The following is a 15,593-nucleotide window of genomic DNA, read 5'->3' as shown; positions in this document are numbered from 1 at the left end:
ATCGCGCACAGAAGCCGCAATTCACCGATCGATCTATGCGCGAAAGGATTTGCGAGTAGTTGTGCGAAAAATGGCGCGCTTATCTGACCGAGGGCAGTGTCGTCGTCCGCCGCCGCACCGATCTTTTGCACGGCCTATAGTCGATTCTCAGCAACCATAGTTTCGAATTCCTCCCGATAGCGCCGCGCGAGTGCCGATGCGGTTTCATGCAGTGATTCGCGATCGGTCGCGAGAGCATTGGCGACCGCATCGGCAAGATTGCCCAGATTCACAACGCCTGCGAGACCTGCCGCTTCCCATGTCCGCACATAAGCCGCATGCTTGCTTGCGTCGAGAGAATAATCAGGATGACTGATGTTGACGCGAGGAAGCGCATAGGCCATCGCGACGATGCGACCGTGCAGGCTGCTGCCGCAATAGATGCGGCTTCCTGCGATCAGCGCACAGATGTCCCAGACGTTCAGCGAGGCAAACACGCGAACGTGAACCGCGCGCAGTCGAGCCGCGAGCCGCTCGTACACCGCGAGGTCGTCATGCCAGGGGGCGGCGCCCGCGCGAAACAGCGCTATACCCAGGCCGTGCCCCCGCGCCGCGAGTTCGAATTGGGTGGCCAGCGTATCGAGCGTTGCATCGTCGCCGAAGTCAGCGCTGAATTGCGCGGCGACATAACCGCGTGGGAATGCCTGCCGCACGCCGGGCAGCGCGTGGTTGGCGGCGTGCCGGCGTATTGCCGTGCCGAACAGGGCCGCTGTCATCGTGGCGGGGTCCGGTATCAGGCGGGCTTCGATGCCCCGTTGGGCGAGCAGCGCCTGGGTTTGGCGGTCGCGCACGCTGACCGCATCCGCGGTTTGCAGCGCAGCGAGCACGTCGGCGCCCAACAGCGCATTGCGCGCATCGAGATCGACGCCTCCTGCCGCGTTGAACGAGAGATGCTTCACGCGCACGCCCGGCAATGCGGACTTCGACAGCACATACGGCGCGAGCGACGCCACGCCAACATGCTGGTGCGCCCACGCGCGTCCGTCGCGCAGCCAGTCATCTTCGGCTGCGATGAGCGCCGGCACGCGCTGCGGCGGTGCGAGCATGACGGCGGCCTCCCACGCATTGCAGGTCAGCAACTCGCCGCCTGCATGAATCACGTTCACGGGGCGGCCGCGCGCGAAAGCGGCGATGCGCGCGAGTGCGACCGTGGCAGGGCCGCCATCGCCATGCGGATCGCGCGCGGCGAGCCCGGCGAACAGCAGTTCGCGGCGTGGCAGCATGCGCGCCGCCACCTGCGCGATCAGCAGGTCGCCGAAATTGTGCCGGTCGAAGGCGCCGAAGATCACAGTGGGCGTGGAAGCCATGCGCGCCTCAGATCGTGCTTCTGTTCAATAGCCGCCAGTCCCATACTCTCCCGTCCATACGGCGCCGCAGCATAAAGAAGTGGGGCCGCAAGTCGGGCCGCTTCCCATACTGACATAAGGAAACCTTAAGCATTCTCGAGGAAACTGTCGGCCTTGCCGACGTGTTTTCCCTGCGTATGAGAACGGTCTACTCCGAACTGAAGAGCGCGCGCCTGCGCCCTACATCCAGCCGCGTGGCCGTGCTGAAGGTATTTCATGAGGCGCCGCACGAGCATCTGACGGCTGACCAGGTCTTTCGCCGCATTGCAAAAGACGTGGAGCAATGCAGCCTGGCAAGCGTCTATCGCGCGCTTGCGCAACTGATGGAATCGTCGCTGCTCGACAGCACCTGGGTTGGCGAAACGCGCGTGGTGTACGAACTCGGGCGTGGTGCGCCGCACGCGCATCTCGTGTGCGAGAGCTGCAAGACCGTGGTGGACATCGACGAGCCGATGCTGCAGGAACAGCACGCCGCCATCGCTGCAGCGAAACGCTTTCGCTATACGCATTCGAGTCTCGTCGTGTTCGGGCTTTGCGCCCAGTGCGCCGAGGCTTCGTCGTGAACTCGCGCATTGCCGGCGCCAGGATCAGAGCGTAACGACCACCTTTCCCAACTGCTCGTTCGATTCCAGATAGCGGTGCGCCTCGACGATCTGCTCGAAGGGGAACGTCCTCGCTATGACGGGCCGTAGTGCCTCCGCTTCCAGGCCGCCCAGAATGAAGGCTTTGGCGCGCACCGTTTTTGCACCCACCTGCTTCGTGCATGCTCGCGCAAGCAGCTTGAGCGCATCCCCGCCCCATACCGGCTACCATGGTATTCCGCCTGCAGTCTCGCGCTGATTCGCAACGACCTGCGCGGCGAACTAACCGGAATACAGGAGCGAAAGAAAATGCTTTTCCGCAAGACGATGTTGGCCGTAGCCGCATTCAGCGCCGTGCTGGCCAGTGCCGGCGCGAATGCCCAGATCGCGGGCGCGCAGCCCTTGAGCGTTTCGGTCGAGCAGTCGCAGGCGCTGCTCGAAGGCTGGAGCGTGAAGAAGAGCGTACTCGGCAAGTCCGTTTATAACGACGACAACGTGAAGATCGGCACCGTGCGCGACCTGATCGTAGCGCCGGACGGCTCGGTTTCCGCAGCCATCGTTTCGGCGGGCGGTTTCCTTGGCGTCGGCTCGCACGACGTGGCCGTGCCCATCGCTTCGCTCGACGTGCGCCAGGGCAATCTCTATCTCCCCGGCGCAACCAAGGAAGCGCTGAAGGCCACGCCCGCGTTCCAGTACGCGAAGGTCGAATCGCCGCCGAAGCCGAAGAAGGTCGAGAAGCAGCAGTAAGCTAGAGCCGTCGCGTTTCAGCAGCCGCACTTCCAGTCCGGCTGCTGCAACGCCATGCCGTGCAGGCCGCGATATTCGGCGACAGGCGGCGAAGACCAGCCTTCCAGCAGCGCCGGCGCCAGCCGGTAGATCTCGATGCCGAGCGGCCGGCAGACTTCCAGCGGGTCGCGTGCATCGGGTCCCCACATCGGCAATGACAGGTCGCCGCCGGGGCAGGTCGAAAGCGCGCACAACAGGTCGATCTCCGCGAAAAACTCGAGGTAGTCGCCCTTCTTCGCCGGGCAGGCCTTCATGAAGTACTTGTCCTCCAGATTCAGGCCGGTGCACTGGAACACGTTGAGCACGTCGTGCACGTCGTATTCGGTGAGCCCATACGGCGCGATGGCGCGCGTGAGATTCGAGTGGCAGTGGAAATGAAAGTCCTCGCCGGTCAGCATGCGGTTCACGTAGGGGTCGCACCGCGTGCCGAGCAGGTCGTGTACGCGTCCGCCATGTTCGTCCACGCCGTAATCGGCGAGGCTGTCGTCGGTGATGGTGACGAGCGGGCGCAGGAAGGGCAGCGTCGACCACAGGCGGTCGAAAGTGCTCACGTGCGCCTGCTGGAGCTGGCGCGTGCGCGAAGCCCACATGCGTTCGCGCGGATCGTGCCGGTTCCACAGATTGAGGTCGGCGACCTGCGGGCCTTCGATCGTCACGATGCGGAACACGTGTCCGGCGGGCACGCTCCAGGCTTGCCCCGAGCGTATCGGCACGACGATCGATTCGATTAGCTCGCGCTGATCCTTCTCTTCGGCGATGCGGCGGTAAAAGGGTTTGTTCACGTCGAGCGCGGAGCCCTTGGTCGACTGGTAGGCGGCGGGATAATTCAGCATTGCCTCGTACTCCTGTATGAACGACCTGCGTGAACGACCTGTGCCCGCATTCGCGAAGCCGATGGGGCACGGCGCAGCCTTCGCGGGATCTCTGCTGGGGAGTATAGGAATCGCGCAACGGTAAGCCAAAGATTGTTCAACGATGCAATGTTGGGGATTCGCGGACTTTTTGGCGTGATCGGGCCTGCCCGCGCTCGAGGTGGCATCGTGTACAGTTCGCTTACTCCATGACCGCGGCGCCTGCTTCCGAGGCGAGCGCAGCCCAACGACGCGACGGTACATGATCAGACTGGAAGACCTCGTTATCTTTACCAGTGCAGCGGACAACGGGAGCCTCTCGGCCGCCGCGCGCCAACTCGATCTCACGCCCGCGGTGGCGAGCGCAGGCCTCAAGCGCCTCGAAACCGAACTCGGCACGCGCCTGCTCGCACGCTCCACGCGCAGCCTGCGCCTCACGCCGGACGGCGAACGCTACCTCGAATACGCGCGCGGCGTCATGGAGCAGGTGGAGGCCGGCCAGAACGCCGTGGCGCATGGGCGCAAGATGATCGGCGGCACGGTGTCGCTGTCTATTCCCTCCGATCTCGGGCGCAACGTGCTCGTCCCCTGGCTCGACGACTTTCAGGTGCAGCATCCGGCGGTGTCGTTCCAGGTGCACATTGGCGACCACGTGACAGACATGTTCCGGTCGCCGGTTGCCGTGGCGGTTCGCTATGGCGTGCCCGAAGATTCCTCCCTCGTCGCGCTGCCCCTCGCGCCCGACAACCGGCGCGTGCTGTGCGCCGCGCCCGGCTATTTCGCGCGTCACGGCAAACCCGCGACGCCTGCCGATCTCTCGCGCCACAACTGTCTGCGCTTCGCGTTGAGCGACACGCTGCACGACCGCTGGACCTTCTACCGCGGCGACGTAGCGAGCGTCGTGAACGTGCAGGGCAACCGCAGCAGCGACGACGGCGAACTCGTGCGCCGCTGGGCAGTGGCGGGGCATGGCCTGGCGTACAAGTCGCGTCTGGACGTGCTCGCCGATATCCAGGCGGGGCGCCTCGAAACCGCGCTCGACGCGTTTCAGGGCGAAGGCGCGCCGCTGCATCTCGTCTGCGCGCACCGCACGATGCTCTCGCCGACCGTCAACGCACTGCGCGATTGGCTGCGCGATCGCATTGCCGCGTATCTCGCCTGATATTTGAATCCGCGGTCAGTCCGCTCGCTGTTCGGTACCGGGCCCGATCGCCCCCTCGATCTTCAAAACAGCGTTGAAGCTGAATTCGCCGTTTGCCCCTATGCGCGCCGGGCGCGCTGGCCGATTATTCGTACGAAGACGAACGGCACGGAGGCTCGGATGATCGTCGCGATAGGCCGCTTTTACCTGCGAGCCGACAAGATTTCGCGTTTCGAGGCGGCCTGGCTGCGCGTATGCCCGCTGCTCACGAACAAGCCGGGTTATCGCGGGCACCGCCTCGGTCCGCAGTGCGAAGACGAAGGCTGCTACGTGCTGGAAGTAGAGTGGGACTCCCTCGACGCGCAGAGCGCGTTCATGATGCACGGCGATTTCCAGACCTTCCTGCACACGCTGTGGCCGTACTTCTCGGCGGACCCCGACCTCTATCACTTCGAGCCACTCGTTCAACAAAGCCGGTTTCCCGCAATTTGACTGTCTGGAGGTATTCACGATGAAAGCGATTGGTTACTACCGAAATCTCCCCATCAGCGACGCCGATTCGCTGATCGATCTCGATCTCGCCGAGCCGCAGCCGGGCCCGCACGATCTGCTCGTCGAAGTGCACGCGGTGTCGGTGAACCCGGTCGACGTGAAGGTGCGCGCGAACAAGGCGCCCGAAGACGGCGAGCCGAAAGTGATCGGCTGGGACGCGAGCGGCATCGTGCGCGCCGTGGGCCGCGACGTGACGCTCTTCAAGCCGGGCGACCGGGTGTGGTATGCGGGCTCGCTGCTGCGCCCCGGTACCAACAGCGAATTGCACGTGGTGGACGAGCGCATCGTGGGCCGCATGCCGCAGAGCCTCAACTTCGCCGAGGCGGCCGCGTTGCCGCTCACCTCCATCACAGCGTGGGAGTTGCTGTTCGACCGCCTCAAGGTGCCCGAGGGCACGGCGCCGTCCGGCGGCTCGCTGCTCGTGATCGGCGCGGCGGGCGGCGTCGGTTCGATTCTCGTGCAGTTGGCGCGCAAGCTCACGGGCCTCACGGTGATCGGCACGGCGTCGCGGCCCGAAACGTCGAAGTGGGTGAGCGAACTGGGCGCGCATCACGTCATCGATCATACGAAGCCGCTTTCGCAGGAACTCAAGCGTATTGGTATAGAAGGCGTGGACTATATCGCGAGCCTGAATCAGACCGACCATCACTTCGACGAGATCGTCGCCTCGATCAACCCGCAGGGGCATCTCGCGCTGATCGACGATCCGGAGCTGTTCGACTTCCGCAAGCTCAAGATGAAGAGCGTGGCCCTGCATTGGGAGTTCATGTTTACGCGCTCGATGTTCGGGACGAAAGACCAGATTCGCCAGCATGATCTGCTCGAGCGCATGGCTTCGCTCATCGACGAGGGCGTGTTGCGCACGACCCTCAACGAGAGCTTCGGGACCATCAATGCGGCAAACCTGCGCCGGGCGCACGAACTCGTGGAAACCAACCGCTCGCGCGGCAAGCTCGTGCTCGAAGGGTTTTAAATCGCGCCGTCCGTCACTCGACCCCGCGGTCGAACGTACAATCGGCCGTGCTCACGAGCCTGACGAAAGGGCCACTCAGGGTGCGGTTATGGCGCTCACGGCTCGACGGCAATCCACGCCGTCGAGCTCGAGCGCGTCAGCGCGCAGTTTCGGGGCGCTTCCAGTGCGCGTTGGCGTGCTTGTCCGTAATGCGAACCTTCGCCAGCAGCGGCTTATAGCCTCTCAGGACGATTTCGCTGATCGCGAGGAGCTCGGAGCGAAAGATGTTCTCGGCGAACTTGCTGCCGTCCGCGAACTCCAGGGCATAGCCATCGATTGGCCCCCATTGGCCTCTCGGTAACGGTTCGATATAGACGTCCATCATGTTCTCCATTGATTAACAAGCGAATAAGAAGCGTCGTTGGATTCAGTCTATCGCAGTGAAAGACGACTTCCCTGCAGCATCGGGGAACCGCAATTTCCTTGTTGTTCAATGGTTTACGTGATGTCTTTCACGATAAGAGAAGGTGTCCTTCCATGTGCAATTGCAGGCCCGCAGCCGCAAATGCGGAATTTGCACACACCGGGCGCGCATTGCACGATATGAAAGCGCGAGCGTGCATTCACGCCTCGTCGCGCTGCGCCGGTTCGCCGAGATCGATCTCGTCCATGCCCTTGTTCAGCTGATTCAGGAAGTGCACGAGCGAAACCTTGTCGTCGAAGCGAAAGCTCGCGAGCGCCTGGCGATAAAACTCGTAGATCTTCGGCTGCAGGCTCTCCCAGAACACCTTGCCCTGCTCTGTGAGCACGACCTTTTTCGCACGCCGGTCCACGGTGTCGGCCACGCGCAGCACATGCTCGTCGCGCTCCAGGCGCTTGAGCACGCCGTCGAGACTCTGGCGGCTCACCACGAGATAATCGGCCAGTTCGGAAAACGACATGCCCTCTGCAACCTGCGGGCGCGACAGCGCGCCGAGCACCGACCACTGCACGGTCGTGATGCCGAGCGCCTTGGTCGTCTGCCGGTCGAGCGTGTTACCCGCCTGGAAAAGCCGGAAGAACAAGCGGTTGTGAATCGACGAGACGGATTGATCGTACGAAGGGTCGTTCTGGGTCATGGGCGCCTTTCGGTCGCCGCGCGAGTGCGGCGGCAATGAGACAAATACCTGATACGAAAATAGTGAAGGGAAGTGGGCGCGCCGTCCATCTGGGCAATACCCCTCCTCGTGCTCTCAATATATATCATGATATTGACGTAATTAAGGGGCTCGCCTAGAGTGTGGAAACGACGCACGAGAATATCAAGAGACATCCCCATGGCGACCTACGATCGGCTTTTGACCCCGCTTCGCGTTGGCGCGACGCTGCTGCGCAACCGCATGGTGATGGGCGCGATGCACACGCGGCTCGAAACGCTCGACCGTCCGCAAGAGCGCCTCGCCGCGTTCTATGCGGCGCGCGCGGCCGGCGAGATCGGCCTGATTCTGAGCGGCGGGTTCTCGCCGAACGCCGAAGGCGTGATGGAGGCGGGCGGCCCGCTCTTCAATCGCGCGGAGCAGGTCGACGAGCATCGCGCGGTGACGCACGCGGTTCACGAAGCGGGCGGCAAGATCGTGCTGCAGATCCTGCACGCGGGCCGCTATGCGAAAGTGCCGGAGTGCGCGGGGCCCTCGGCCGCCAAGGCGCGAATCAACGCGTACGCGCCGCGCGCGCTCAGCACTCAGGAAGTGCGCGCCACCATCGATGATTTCGCCCGCACGGCGGCGCTGGCGGTCCAGGCCGGTTACGACGGCGTGGAGATCATGGGCTCGGAAGGCTATCTCATCAACGAGTTCACGGCCGCCGTCACCAACGCGCGCGCCGACGAATACGGCGGCAGCTTCGCAGGCCGCATCCGCTTCGCGCTCGACATCGTGCGCGCCGTACGCGCAGAAATGGGCCGCGATCCCATGCTGATCTACCGTATCTCTTCAATCGATCTCGTGGAAGGCGGCATGAGCGGCGCCGAGATCGCGGCGTTCGCGAAGGAGATCGAAGCGGCCGGCGCGGATCTCATCAACACGGGCGTGGGCTGGCACGAATCGGCGGTGCCGACCATCGCGGCGTGCGTGCCGCGCGCGGCCTGGCGCGACGCGATTCGCAACGTCAAAGAGGCGGTGTCGATTCCGGTGATGGCGTCGAACCGCATCAATACGCCCGAGGTTGCAGAGGAACTGATCGCCTCCGGTGTCGCCGATCTCGTTTCGATGGCGCGCCCGCTGCTCGCCGACCCGGACTTCGCGAAGAAGACGCGGCTTGGCATGGCCGATGAGATCAACACCTGCATCGGCTGCAATCAGGCCTGCCTCGACCGCATCTTCACGGAACGCACGGCCACTTGCCTCGTCAATCCGCGCGCCGGGCGCGAGATCGAATTCGCGGCGGGCAAGGCTTTGCAGCCCAAACGCATCGCGGTCGTGGGCGGCGGACCGGCCGGCATGGCGTTCGCGATCAACGCCGCCGAACGTGGCCATACGCTCACGCTGTTCGAAGCGCATGCGCGGCTGGGTGGGCAGCTGAATCTGGCGAAGGTCGTCCCCGGCAAAGCCGAGTTTCACGAGATGCTGCGCTATTTCGAGGTGCGGCTAAAACGGCTTGGCGTGACGTTGCGGCTTGGGGAAGCCGCTACGGCTGATGAACTCGCCAGCGAGGCGTTCGACGAGATCGTCATCGCCACCGGCGTCACGCCGCGCGTGCCCGATATTGCAGGTGTCGATCATCCGAAGGCGGTGTCGTACATCGATGTGCTCGCGGGCAAGGTCGAAGTGGGCGCGCGCGTGGCGATCATCGGCGCGGGCGGCATCGGCTTCGACGTGGCCGAGTATCTGCTGGGCGATGAGCAGGAATCGCTGGACCGTGGTGCGTTTTTCCGCGCGTGGGGCGTCGATCCTGAGAATGCGGATGCGGGCGGCTTGACGCGTAGCGACGCTCATGGCGCGCCGCGCCGTAGCGTGCACATGTTTCAGCGCAAGGAGGAACCGCTCGGCAGGAGCCTCGGCAAATCGACGGGATGGATCCTGAAGGCCCGGCTGCGCAAGGCGCACGTGATGATGACGTCGGGCGTGACCTATGACGCGATCGACGACGAAGGCCTGCATTATCGCGTCGACGGCAAGCCGCATGTGCTCGCCGTCGATCATGTCGTGCTGTGCGCGGGCCAGAATTCGAATCGGACGCTCTATGACGAACTCGTCGCGCGCGCAGCGAAACCGAAGGTGATAGGCGGCGCCGATGTCGCCGCCGAACTCGATGCGTTGCGCGCTATCGATCAGGCCACGCGGCTCGCGCTAACGATATGACGTCGCTGCTGGCGCATGCGTTGGTCACGAATATGCTTCGTCCGTGAGCGGCGCACTCTTGCGCGCGTCGCGAATGAAAATTGCCGAGAGCGCCGCGCCAGTGAGTGCAACCGCACCGGCCAGCACGAACGCCGTGGCGAACGAGCCGCTGCGCTCCACCAGCAAGCCCGTCACTGCCGGCCCGATCACGCCCGAAAGGCTGCCCACGCAGTGCATGCAGCCGCTCACGCTGCCCACCCTCGCGGAATGCACGACGTCCTGCACGATCGCCCAGTAGAGCGCACCCGTCGCATAGAGCAGGAAGAGCGCGATGGACATCAGCGCGATGGCCGCGACAGCCGTATGGACGAGGCCGGCAACGCCCACGCACACGCCCGTCGCCGCGAGGCACGTCGACAGGACAAGCTTGCGTGAGAGCATGAGCTTGCCGGTCCAGCGGAAAATCGCATCGGAGATCGCGCCGCCCGCCGCGAGGCCAACGGTGCCCACGAGCCACGGCACGACGGTGGCGAGACTCATCTCGCGAATGTTGAGGTGATGCGCCTGCACGAGGTAGCTGGGAAACCAGCTCAGAAAGAAGAACAGCACGTAGTTGTAGGCGAAGAACGCCACGGCCGTTGCGATCACGAGCGGCTGGCGCAGCCATGCCGAAAGCGGCAAAGAAGCGGCGCTGTCGGGCACGGCGCGGCTCGTGTGCGCGACGCCCTGCCCCCGCCGCGCGGGCTCGGCTTCGTCGAGCGTGCTGACAAAGCGGCTTTCCGAGGGACGGTTGGCGGTGAGCAGCATCCACGCGACGCACCATACGAGGCCAATCGCGCAGATGATCCAGAACGCGGGGCGCCAGCCGAAGCTGATCGCGAGCAGCCCGATGACCGGCCCGGCAATCGCGCCGCCGAGCGGCGAGCCGGCGCTCAGGAGTCCCATGGAAGTCGCGGCGATGTCGCGCGGCATCCAGTTGTTGACCATCTTGTTCGCGCCTGCGCAGAGCGGCCCTTCGGCCATGCCGAAAAGCACGCGCAGCACGAGCAGGCTCGCGAAGCCCACGGCCACGGCCGTGAGCCCGCAGAAGATCGACCACAGCCCGACCGCGAGGACATACACGATCTTCGGCCCGAGCTTGTCGCTCGCGAGGCCGCCCACGAAGTTGAACAGCGCATAGCCTACGAAGAAGCTGCTGAACACGATGCCCATCTGCGCCGCATCGATGCCGAGGTCCTTTTGAACGAGCGGTGCGGTGATCGAAAGCGCCACCCGGTCGAGATAGTTGATGCCGTAGACGAGGAATAACAGGAATACGGTTATCCATCCCATCGTGCGTTGCTTCATGTTCAGTCTCCAGTCTTTATAGATATGGGCGCGCGTGCGGCATCAGGCAGGGGCGGGGCAAGCCAGCAGCGCGTTCGTGCCGTGCAGGAGCAGCGATTGCAGATGTCCGGCGAGCCGATCGGTGAACGCCTGCGGCCAGGGCGTTGCGCCAAACACGCTCGTGTGCGAGAGGGCGGCTTGCACGGTATCGAGCGCCGTGCTCGCGCCGCGCAGCTTCGCGGCAAGTGCGGGGGCGCCAGGATCACTCACCAGGACCGACGCGCCCGTGTCGCTGCGTTCGGTCGCGAGGTAGTGCAGCCAGGCGGCGAGCGCGCGTTCGAGATGGGGGCGCTCGATACCGCGCGCGAGGCTCTCGCGCAGCGCGGGTAGCCAGCGCACCGGCACTTTCTGGGTGCCGTCTGTCGCGATCTGACCGGTACGGTGCGCAAGCGTCGGGTTGGCAAAGCGCGCCAGCAGATCCTGGCAGTACGAATGAACGTCGAAGCCGGGTGGGACCGTCACGGTGGCGAGCAGGTCCTCGGTCATCAGCGCGCGCACGAAGGCGGCCATGGCAGGATCGCCCATCGCATCGGAAACGGTTTCGCGCCCGCGCAACTGGCCGACATACGCAATCGCCGAATGCGAGCCGTTCAGGAGGCGCAGTTTCATGGCCTCGTACGGGTGCACATTGCGTGTGAGCAGCGCGCCCGCGTCTTCCCACGCGGGGCGCGGGCCGCTGAAGCGGTCTTCGATGACCCACTGGGTGAACGGCTCGCATACGATCGCGGCTTCGTCGTGCAGGCCGAGTTGCGTGGCAGCCGCGTCGAGCGACGCGGGCGTGGCGGCCGGCACGATGCGATCGACCATCGTGTTGGGAAACGCGATCGTCTCGCCGATGCGGCGCGCGAGCGCCAGGTCGAACTGCTCCGCATACTGGATCAGGAGCTTGCGCAGCGTGTCGCCGTTGGCCTGCATGTTGTCGCAGCAGACCACAGTAAGCGGCGCGCCGGCCGGGCGGCTGCGGATGCCCGCGGCGAGCACGCCAAGCGTGGTGCGGGGCGCATCGGGTGTCATGAGGTCGTGGCGGATGCCGGGGTCGCCGGCGTCCAGCTCGGCGCCGGCGGGCGCGATGCTGTAGCCCTTCTCGGTCACGGTCAGGCTCACGATGGCCACGCCGGGGTCCGCAATTGCGCCGAGCACCCGGTCCATCGCCTCGGGCGCGTAAAGCGCGCCGCGCAGCGCGCCGACCACGCGGCACGCCGCCGTCTCGCCGCTGCGCTCAGTCACCGAATAGAGGTAGTCCTGGGCAGCCAGCGCCTGCGGCACGCGCCGCTCGCGCAGGCTCACGCCGACGATGCCCCAGCGCGTGTCGCCGCGCTCGAGCAGCGCTTCCGTATAGAGCGCCTGGTGCGCGCGATGAAACGCACCGAGCCCGAGATGGACGATGCCGGGGCGCACGCGCTGGCGGTCGTATCCCGGCTGGCGCACGGTCGACGCGGCTTTAGTTAGTGAGCGCTCGCATAGAAGAGATGCCATCATTGCTTTGTACCATGGTACGAGTACGAATGACTGAAGCTTAGTCCGATGTTTTATCTCGTTTTATCGGGGTTAACGCTATGACGTGACCGTAAAGCGCATTTGCTACCATGGTACAAATCGTTTCCCGTTACCGACATGAGCCAGACCGTCATCGAACCGCAAGAGGACACCGTCCTCGCCGCGCTGAGCGGATTCGTCGCCAATCCCGACGCGTCTTATCGCCCGCAGGTGCACGCCTTCCTGCGCGACGCCATCGTGCGCGGCTCGCTGCCGCCGCGCGCAAGCCTTTCCGAAGCCGCGATTGCCGAAGCGCTGCAGGTCAGCCGCACGCCGGTGCGCGAAGCGCTTGCGCAGCTCGCCGACGAACATCTCGTGAACATCTACCGCAAGGTCGGCACGATCGTCGCGCCGATCTCCGTGTCCCAGCTCGAAGAGGGACGCTTCGCGCGCAGCACGCTCGAATGCGCGAACCACGTGCAGCTGGCCCAGACCATCACGCCCGAGCAGCTCTCGGAGTTCGGCCGGATCGTCGATGACCAGCGTGACGCCGTCGCGCGCGGCGACGTCGATCGCTTTTTCGATCTCGACGAGCTGATGCACCGGCGCCTGTTCGAATTCGCGGGCCGCTCGCATGTTTGGGAAATGCTGCAGCCAATGAAACGCCAGTTCGATCGCGTGCGCTGGTTGCTGCTCGACCGCGTGGCGGACCATGCGCAGCGCGCGCTGCGCGAACACGAGTTGATCCTCGCGCATATTGCCTCGCGCAACTTCGCGCAACTGGGCGCGACGGTGGCGAGCCATATCGACCGCGTGGGCTCGCATCTGCCGGAAGTGCGGGCGCGCGTGCCCGACTATTTCGTCGAATGAAACAGAGTGGAGACAGCAATTGAAGATTGAACGGTTGCAGACGATCGTCACCTGCCCCGGCCGCAATTTCGTGACCGTGAAGATCGTGACCGACGAGGGCGTGTACGGTCTCGGCGACGCGACGCTCAACGGCCGCGAACTGGCCGTGCGCTCGTACCTCGAAGATCACGTGTTTCCGTGCCTCGTGGGCCGCGACCCCCGCAATATCGAGGACATCTGGCAATACCTCTATCGCGGCGCGTACTGGCGGCGCGGCCCGGTCACGATGACGGCGATCGCCGCGATCGACATGGCGCTCTGGGATATCAAGGGCAAGCTCGCGAACATGCCCGTGTATCAGTTGCTGGGCGGCAAGAGCCGCGAAGGGCTGATGGTCTATGGCCACGCAAACGGGCGCGACCACGAAGAAGCCATCGACGCGGTGCGCCAGCATGTGGAGGAGGGCTACCAGGCGATTCGCGTGCAGTCAGGCGTGCCCGGTCTCGACAAGGTGTATGGCGTGGGCAAGGTCAAGGGCGAATACGAGCCCGCCCAAAAGGGGCTGCCGCCCGAGGAACCGTGGGACACGGCGCTCTATCTGCGCCATACGCCCGAACTCTTTCGCAAGGTGCGCGAGGCCGTGGGCTTCGGCCCGCATCTGCTGCATGACGCGCACCACCGCCTCACGCCGATCGAGGCCGCGCGCCTGGGCCGCGACCTGGAGCCGTATCGCCTCTTCTGGCTGGAGGACGCGACACCGGCCGAGAACCAGGAGAGCTTCCGCCTGATCCGCAGCCACACGAGCACGCCGCTTGCGGTGGGCGAGGTGTTCAACTCGATCTGGGACTGCAAGGACCTGATACGCGAGCAGCTCATCGACTATATCCGCGCGACCATCGTGCACGCGGGCGGCATTACGCATATGCGCCGCATTGCTGATTACGCGGCCATGTACCAGGTGCGCACGGGCTTTCATGGCGCCACCGATCTTTCGCCGGTCTGCATGGCCGCCGCCGTGAACTTCGGCCTGTGGGCGCCGAACTTCGGCATTCAGGAACTGATGCCGCACAACGCGCTCACGAATGCCGTGTTCCCGCATCAGTACCGCTTCGAGAACGGTTTCCTCGTGATGGACGAAGCGCCGGGGCTCGGCGTGGACATCGACGAGACGCTGGCCGCGAAGTATCCCTATGAACGCGCCTATCTGCCGGTCGCCCGTCTGCGCGACGGGTCGATGTGGAACTGGTAGGCAGACCTGATCAAATATTCATGGAAGCGTCCACTATGTTGAGCGTCGTAGTCGATCAACCGAACAGCCTCGCCGTGCGCGAGATGCCCACGCCCACGCCCGCAGCGGGAGAAGTGCGCGTGCGGGTGCGTTATGCGGGCATCTGCGGCTCGGACCTGCACATCTATCGCGGGCACAATCCGTTCGTCTCGTATCCGCGAATCATCGGCCATGAGTTCGTGGGCCGCATCGAGTCCGTGGGCGAGGGTGTCGATACCGCGCGTGTGGGCGAACTCGTGGCCGTCGATCCCGTCATCAGCTGCGGGCGTTGCCACGCATGCCAGATCGGGCGGCAGAACGTGTGCCGCAATCTCGTCGTGCTGGGCGTGCATCGCGACGGCGGTTTCAGCCAGTATGTGTGTGCGCCCGCGCGCAACGCGTACCGCATTCCCGAGCGCATTGCGCAATCGTGCGCGGCGATTGTCGAGCCGTTCGCCGTGGCGGCGAACGTTACAGCGCGCACCGGTGTGCTGGCCAGCGACGTTGCGTTGATCTACGGCGCGGGCACCGTCGGCCTGACGATCCTCCAGGTGCTCAAGCGCGTGTACGGCGTGCGTGCCTTCATTACGGATCAGCTCGACGAGCGGCTCGAACTCGCACGCGATTGCGGGGCGCAGGCCGACGAAACGATCAACACGCGCAACGAGCCGCTGGCCGACGCGCTGCGCACGCGCGGCGTGGAAGACGGCCCCACGCTGATCTTCGACGCGGTGGGCCATCCGACCATCCTCGAAGAAGCGGTGCGGCTCGCGGCGCCTGCGGGACGTATCGGGTTGCTCGGCTTTTCGTCGACGCCTTCGGCCATCGCGCAGCAGGAGCTGACGAAAAAGGAACTCACGTTGTGCGCCTCGCGCCTGAACTGTGCGATGTTCCCGACCGTGATCGACTGGCTCGAGCGCGGGCTCGTCACACCGGAATCGATCATCACGCACAAGGTGGATTTTCGCGAGGTGAGCAGCGCGTTCGAACTGGCGGAGCACAATCCGCGCGAAACTTGCAAGGTGTTGCTCGACTTCGGCGCGTAAAATG

At 64.7% G+C, this 15,593-nt stretch carries 15 protein-coding genes and 1 pseudogene; 9 read left to right on the top strand and 7 right to left on the bottom strand.

Going from position 1 to position 15,593, the window contains the following annotated elements:
• Positions 1-134 precede the first annotated feature (134 nt).
• Positions 135-1,346, bottom strand: coding sequence for a polysaccharide pyruvyl transferase family protein (locus tag AB4Y36_RS14360; RefSeq protein WP_368683322.1), 1,212 nt, complete (start codon positions 1,344-1,346; stop codon positions 135-137).
• 176 nt (positions 1,347-1,522) lie between these two features.
• Here AB4Y36_RS14360 and AB4Y36_RS14355 point away from each other — a divergent pair, with 176 nt between their 5' ends.
• Positions 1,523-1,948, top strand: coding sequence for a Fur family transcriptional regulator (locus AB4Y36_RS14355; protein ID WP_368683321.1), 426 nt, complete (start codon positions 1,523-1,525; stop codon positions 1,946-1,948).
• Between the two features lie 24 nt (positions 1,949-1,972).
• Here the strand turns inward: AB4Y36_RS14355 and AB4Y36_RS14350 are convergent.
• Positions 1,973-2,119, bottom strand: a pseudogene (locus AB4Y36_RS14350) (zinc-binding dehydrogenase); the annotation flags it as partial.
• Positions 2,120-2,275: 156 nt separating this feature from the next.
• Between AB4Y36_RS14350 and AB4Y36_RS14345 the strand changes: the two are divergent.
• Positions 2,276-2,713 carry a PRC-barrel domain-containing protein gene (locus AB4Y36_RS14345; protein ID WP_069263018.1) on the top strand — a complete coding sequence of 146 codons (438 nt, stop codon included), beginning with the start codon at positions 2,276-2,278 and terminating at the stop codon, positions 2,711-2,713.
• 17 nt (positions 2,714-2,730) lie between these two features.
• Here the strand turns inward: AB4Y36_RS14345 and AB4Y36_RS14340 are convergent, their stop codons facing one another.
• Positions 2,731-3,585, bottom strand: a complete 855-nt coding sequence (locus AB4Y36_RS14340) for a DUF1989 domain-containing protein (RefSeq protein WP_133180720.1) — start codon at positions 3,583-3,585, stop codon at positions 2,731-2,733.
• A 280-nt stretch (positions 3,586-3,865) separates the two neighbouring features.
• Between AB4Y36_RS14340 and AB4Y36_RS14335 the strand changes: the two genes are divergently transcribed.
• The 3 genes from AB4Y36_RS14335 (at position 3,866) to AB4Y36_RS14325 (ending at position 6,269) form a co-directional block, all read left to right on the top strand.
• On the top strand, positions 3,866-4,765 hold the full coding sequence (locus AB4Y36_RS14335) for a LysR family transcriptional regulator (RefSeq protein ID WP_368683320.1): 900 nt from the start codon (positions 3,866-3,868) through the stop codon (positions 4,763-4,765).
• Positions 4,766-4,924: 159 nt separating this feature from the next.
• Positions 4,925-5,236: an antibiotic biosynthesis monooxygenase gene (locus tag AB4Y36_RS14330; protein ID WP_069263021.1), complete on the top strand. Its 312-nt coding sequence runs from the start codon at positions 4,925-4,927 to the stop codon at positions 5,234-5,236.
• Between the two features lie 19 nt (positions 5,237-5,255).
• A complete protein-coding gene (locus AB4Y36_RS14325; RefSeq protein ID WP_368683319.1) occupies positions 5,256-6,269 on the top strand; it encodes a zinc-binding alcohol dehydrogenase family protein in 1,014 nt (337 codons plus the stop codon).
• 136 nt (positions 6,270-6,405) lie between these two features.
• Here the strand turns inward: AB4Y36_RS14325 and AB4Y36_RS14320 are convergent, their stop codons facing one another.
• Both AB4Y36_RS14320 and AB4Y36_RS14315 read right to left on the bottom strand, forming a co-directional pair.
• Entirely contained in the window at positions 6,406-6,630 is a 225-nt protein-coding gene (locus AB4Y36_RS14320) for a hypothetical protein (protein WP_368683318.1), read from the bottom strand.
• 241 nt (positions 6,631-6,871) lie between these two features.
• Positions 6,872-7,366 (bottom strand): MarR family transcriptional regulator, encoded by a 495-nt coding sequence (locus AB4Y36_RS14315; RefSeq protein ID WP_342949341.1) that lies wholly within the window; start codon positions 7,364-7,366, stop codon positions 6,872-6,874.
• 198 nt (positions 7,367-7,564) lie between these two features.
• Here AB4Y36_RS14315 and AB4Y36_RS14310 point away from each other — a divergent pair, with 198 nt between their 5' ends.
• On the top strand, positions 7,565-9,586 hold the full coding sequence (locus AB4Y36_RS14310) for an FAD-dependent oxidoreductase (protein ID WP_368683317.1): 2,022 nt from the start codon (positions 7,565-7,567) through the stop codon (positions 9,584-9,586).
• Positions 9,587-9,610: 24 nt separating this feature from the next.
• Here the strand turns inward: AB4Y36_RS14310 and AB4Y36_RS14305 are convergent, their stop codons facing one another.
• On the bottom strand, positions 9,611-10,912 hold the full coding sequence (locus AB4Y36_RS14305; RefSeq protein WP_368683316.1) for an MFS transporter: 1,302 nt from the start codon (positions 10,910-10,912) through the stop codon (positions 9,611-9,613).
• A 42-nt stretch (positions 10,913-10,954) separates the two neighbouring features.
• Positions 10,955-12,427 (bottom strand): mannitol dehydrogenase family protein, encoded by a 1,473-nt coding sequence (locus AB4Y36_RS14300; protein WP_368683360.1) that lies wholly within the window; start codon positions 12,425-12,427, stop codon positions 10,955-10,957.
• 138 nt (positions 12,428-12,565) lie between these two features.
• Between AB4Y36_RS14300 and AB4Y36_RS14295 the strand changes: the two genes are divergently transcribed.
• The 3 genes from AB4Y36_RS14295 to AB4Y36_RS14285 are packed head-to-tail and all read left to right on the top strand — an operon-like array spanning position 12,566 to position 15,589.
• Entirely contained in the window at positions 12,566-13,297 is a 732-nt protein-coding gene (locus tag AB4Y36_RS14295) for a GntR family transcriptional regulator (protein WP_368602802.1), read from the top strand.
• Between the two features lie 19 nt (positions 13,298-13,316).
• Positions 13,317-14,525: a D-mannonate dehydratase ManD gene (manD, locus tag AB4Y36_RS14290; RefSeq protein WP_069263028.1), complete on the top strand. Its 1,209-nt coding sequence runs from the start codon at positions 13,317-13,319 to the stop codon at positions 14,523-14,525.
• Positions 14,526-14,560: 35 nt separating this feature from the next.
• The gene (locus tag AB4Y36_RS14285; RefSeq protein WP_368683359.1) at positions 14,561-15,589 is read left to right on the top strand and encodes a Zn-dependent oxidoreductase; all 1,029 of its coding nucleotides are present in this window, start codon (positions 14,561-14,563) and stop codon (positions 15,587-15,589) included.
• The last annotated feature ends 4 nt before the right edge of the window (positions 15,590-15,593 follow it).

This window comes from Paraburkholderia sp. BR10936, from assembly GCF_040965735.1.
Lineage (GTDB): Bacteria > Pseudomonadota > Gammaproteobacteria > Burkholderiales > Burkholderiaceae > Paraburkholderia > Paraburkholderia nodosa_A.
This window is presented reverse-complemented; position numbering and strand designations above follow the sequence as displayed.

Coding starts and splice junctions, on each gene's coding strand:
- AB4Y36_RS14360 (WP_368683322.1), bottom strand. CDS start 1,346: ATGGCTTCCACGCCCACTGTGATCTTCGGCGCCTTCGACCGGCACAAT.
- AB4Y36_RS14355 (WP_368683321.1), top strand. CDS start 1,523: ATGAGAACGGTCTACTCCGAACTGAAGAGCGCGCGCCTGCGCCCTACA.
- AB4Y36_RS14345 (WP_069263018.1), top strand. CDS start 2,276: ATGCTTTTCCGCAAGACGATGTTGGCCGTAGCCGCATTCAGCGCCGTG.
- AB4Y36_RS14340 (WP_133180720.1), bottom strand. CDS start 3,585: ATGCTGAATTATCCCGCCGCCTACCAGTCGACCAAGGGCTCCGCGCTC.
- AB4Y36_RS14335 (WP_368683320.1), top strand. CDS start 3,866: ATGATCAGACTGGAAGACCTCGTTATCTTTACCAGTGCAGCGGACAAC.
- AB4Y36_RS14330 (WP_069263021.1), top strand. CDS start 4,925: ATGATCGTCGCGATAGGCCGCTTTTACCTGCGAGCCGACAAGATTTCG.
- AB4Y36_RS14325 (WP_368683319.1), top strand. CDS start 5,256: ATGAAAGCGATTGGTTACTACCGAAATCTCCCCATCAGCGACGCCGAT.
- AB4Y36_RS14320 (WP_368683318.1), bottom strand. CDS start 6,630: ATGGACGTCTATATCGAACCGTTACCGAGAGGCCAATGGGGGCCAATC.
- AB4Y36_RS14315 (WP_342949341.1), bottom strand. CDS start 7,366: ATGACCCAGAACGACCCTTCGTACGATCAATCCGTCTCGTCGATTCAC.
- AB4Y36_RS14310 (WP_368683317.1), top strand. CDS start 7,565: ATGGCGACCTACGATCGGCTTTTGACCCCGCTTCGCGTTGGCGCGACG.
- AB4Y36_RS14305 (WP_368683316.1), bottom strand. CDS start 10,912: ATGAAGCAACGCACGATGGGATGGATAACCGTATTCCTGTTATTCCTC.
- AB4Y36_RS14300 (WP_368683360.1), bottom strand. CDS start 12,427: ATGGCATCTCTTCTATGCGAGCGCTCACTAACTAAAGCCGCGTCGACC.
- AB4Y36_RS14295 (WP_368602802.1), top strand. CDS start 12,566: ATGAGCCAGACCGTCATCGAACCGCAAGAGGACACCGTCCTCGCCGCG.
- AB4Y36_RS14285 (WP_368683359.1), top strand. CDS start 14,561: ATGTTGAGCGTCGTAGTCGATCAACCGAACAGCCTCGCCGTGCGCGAG.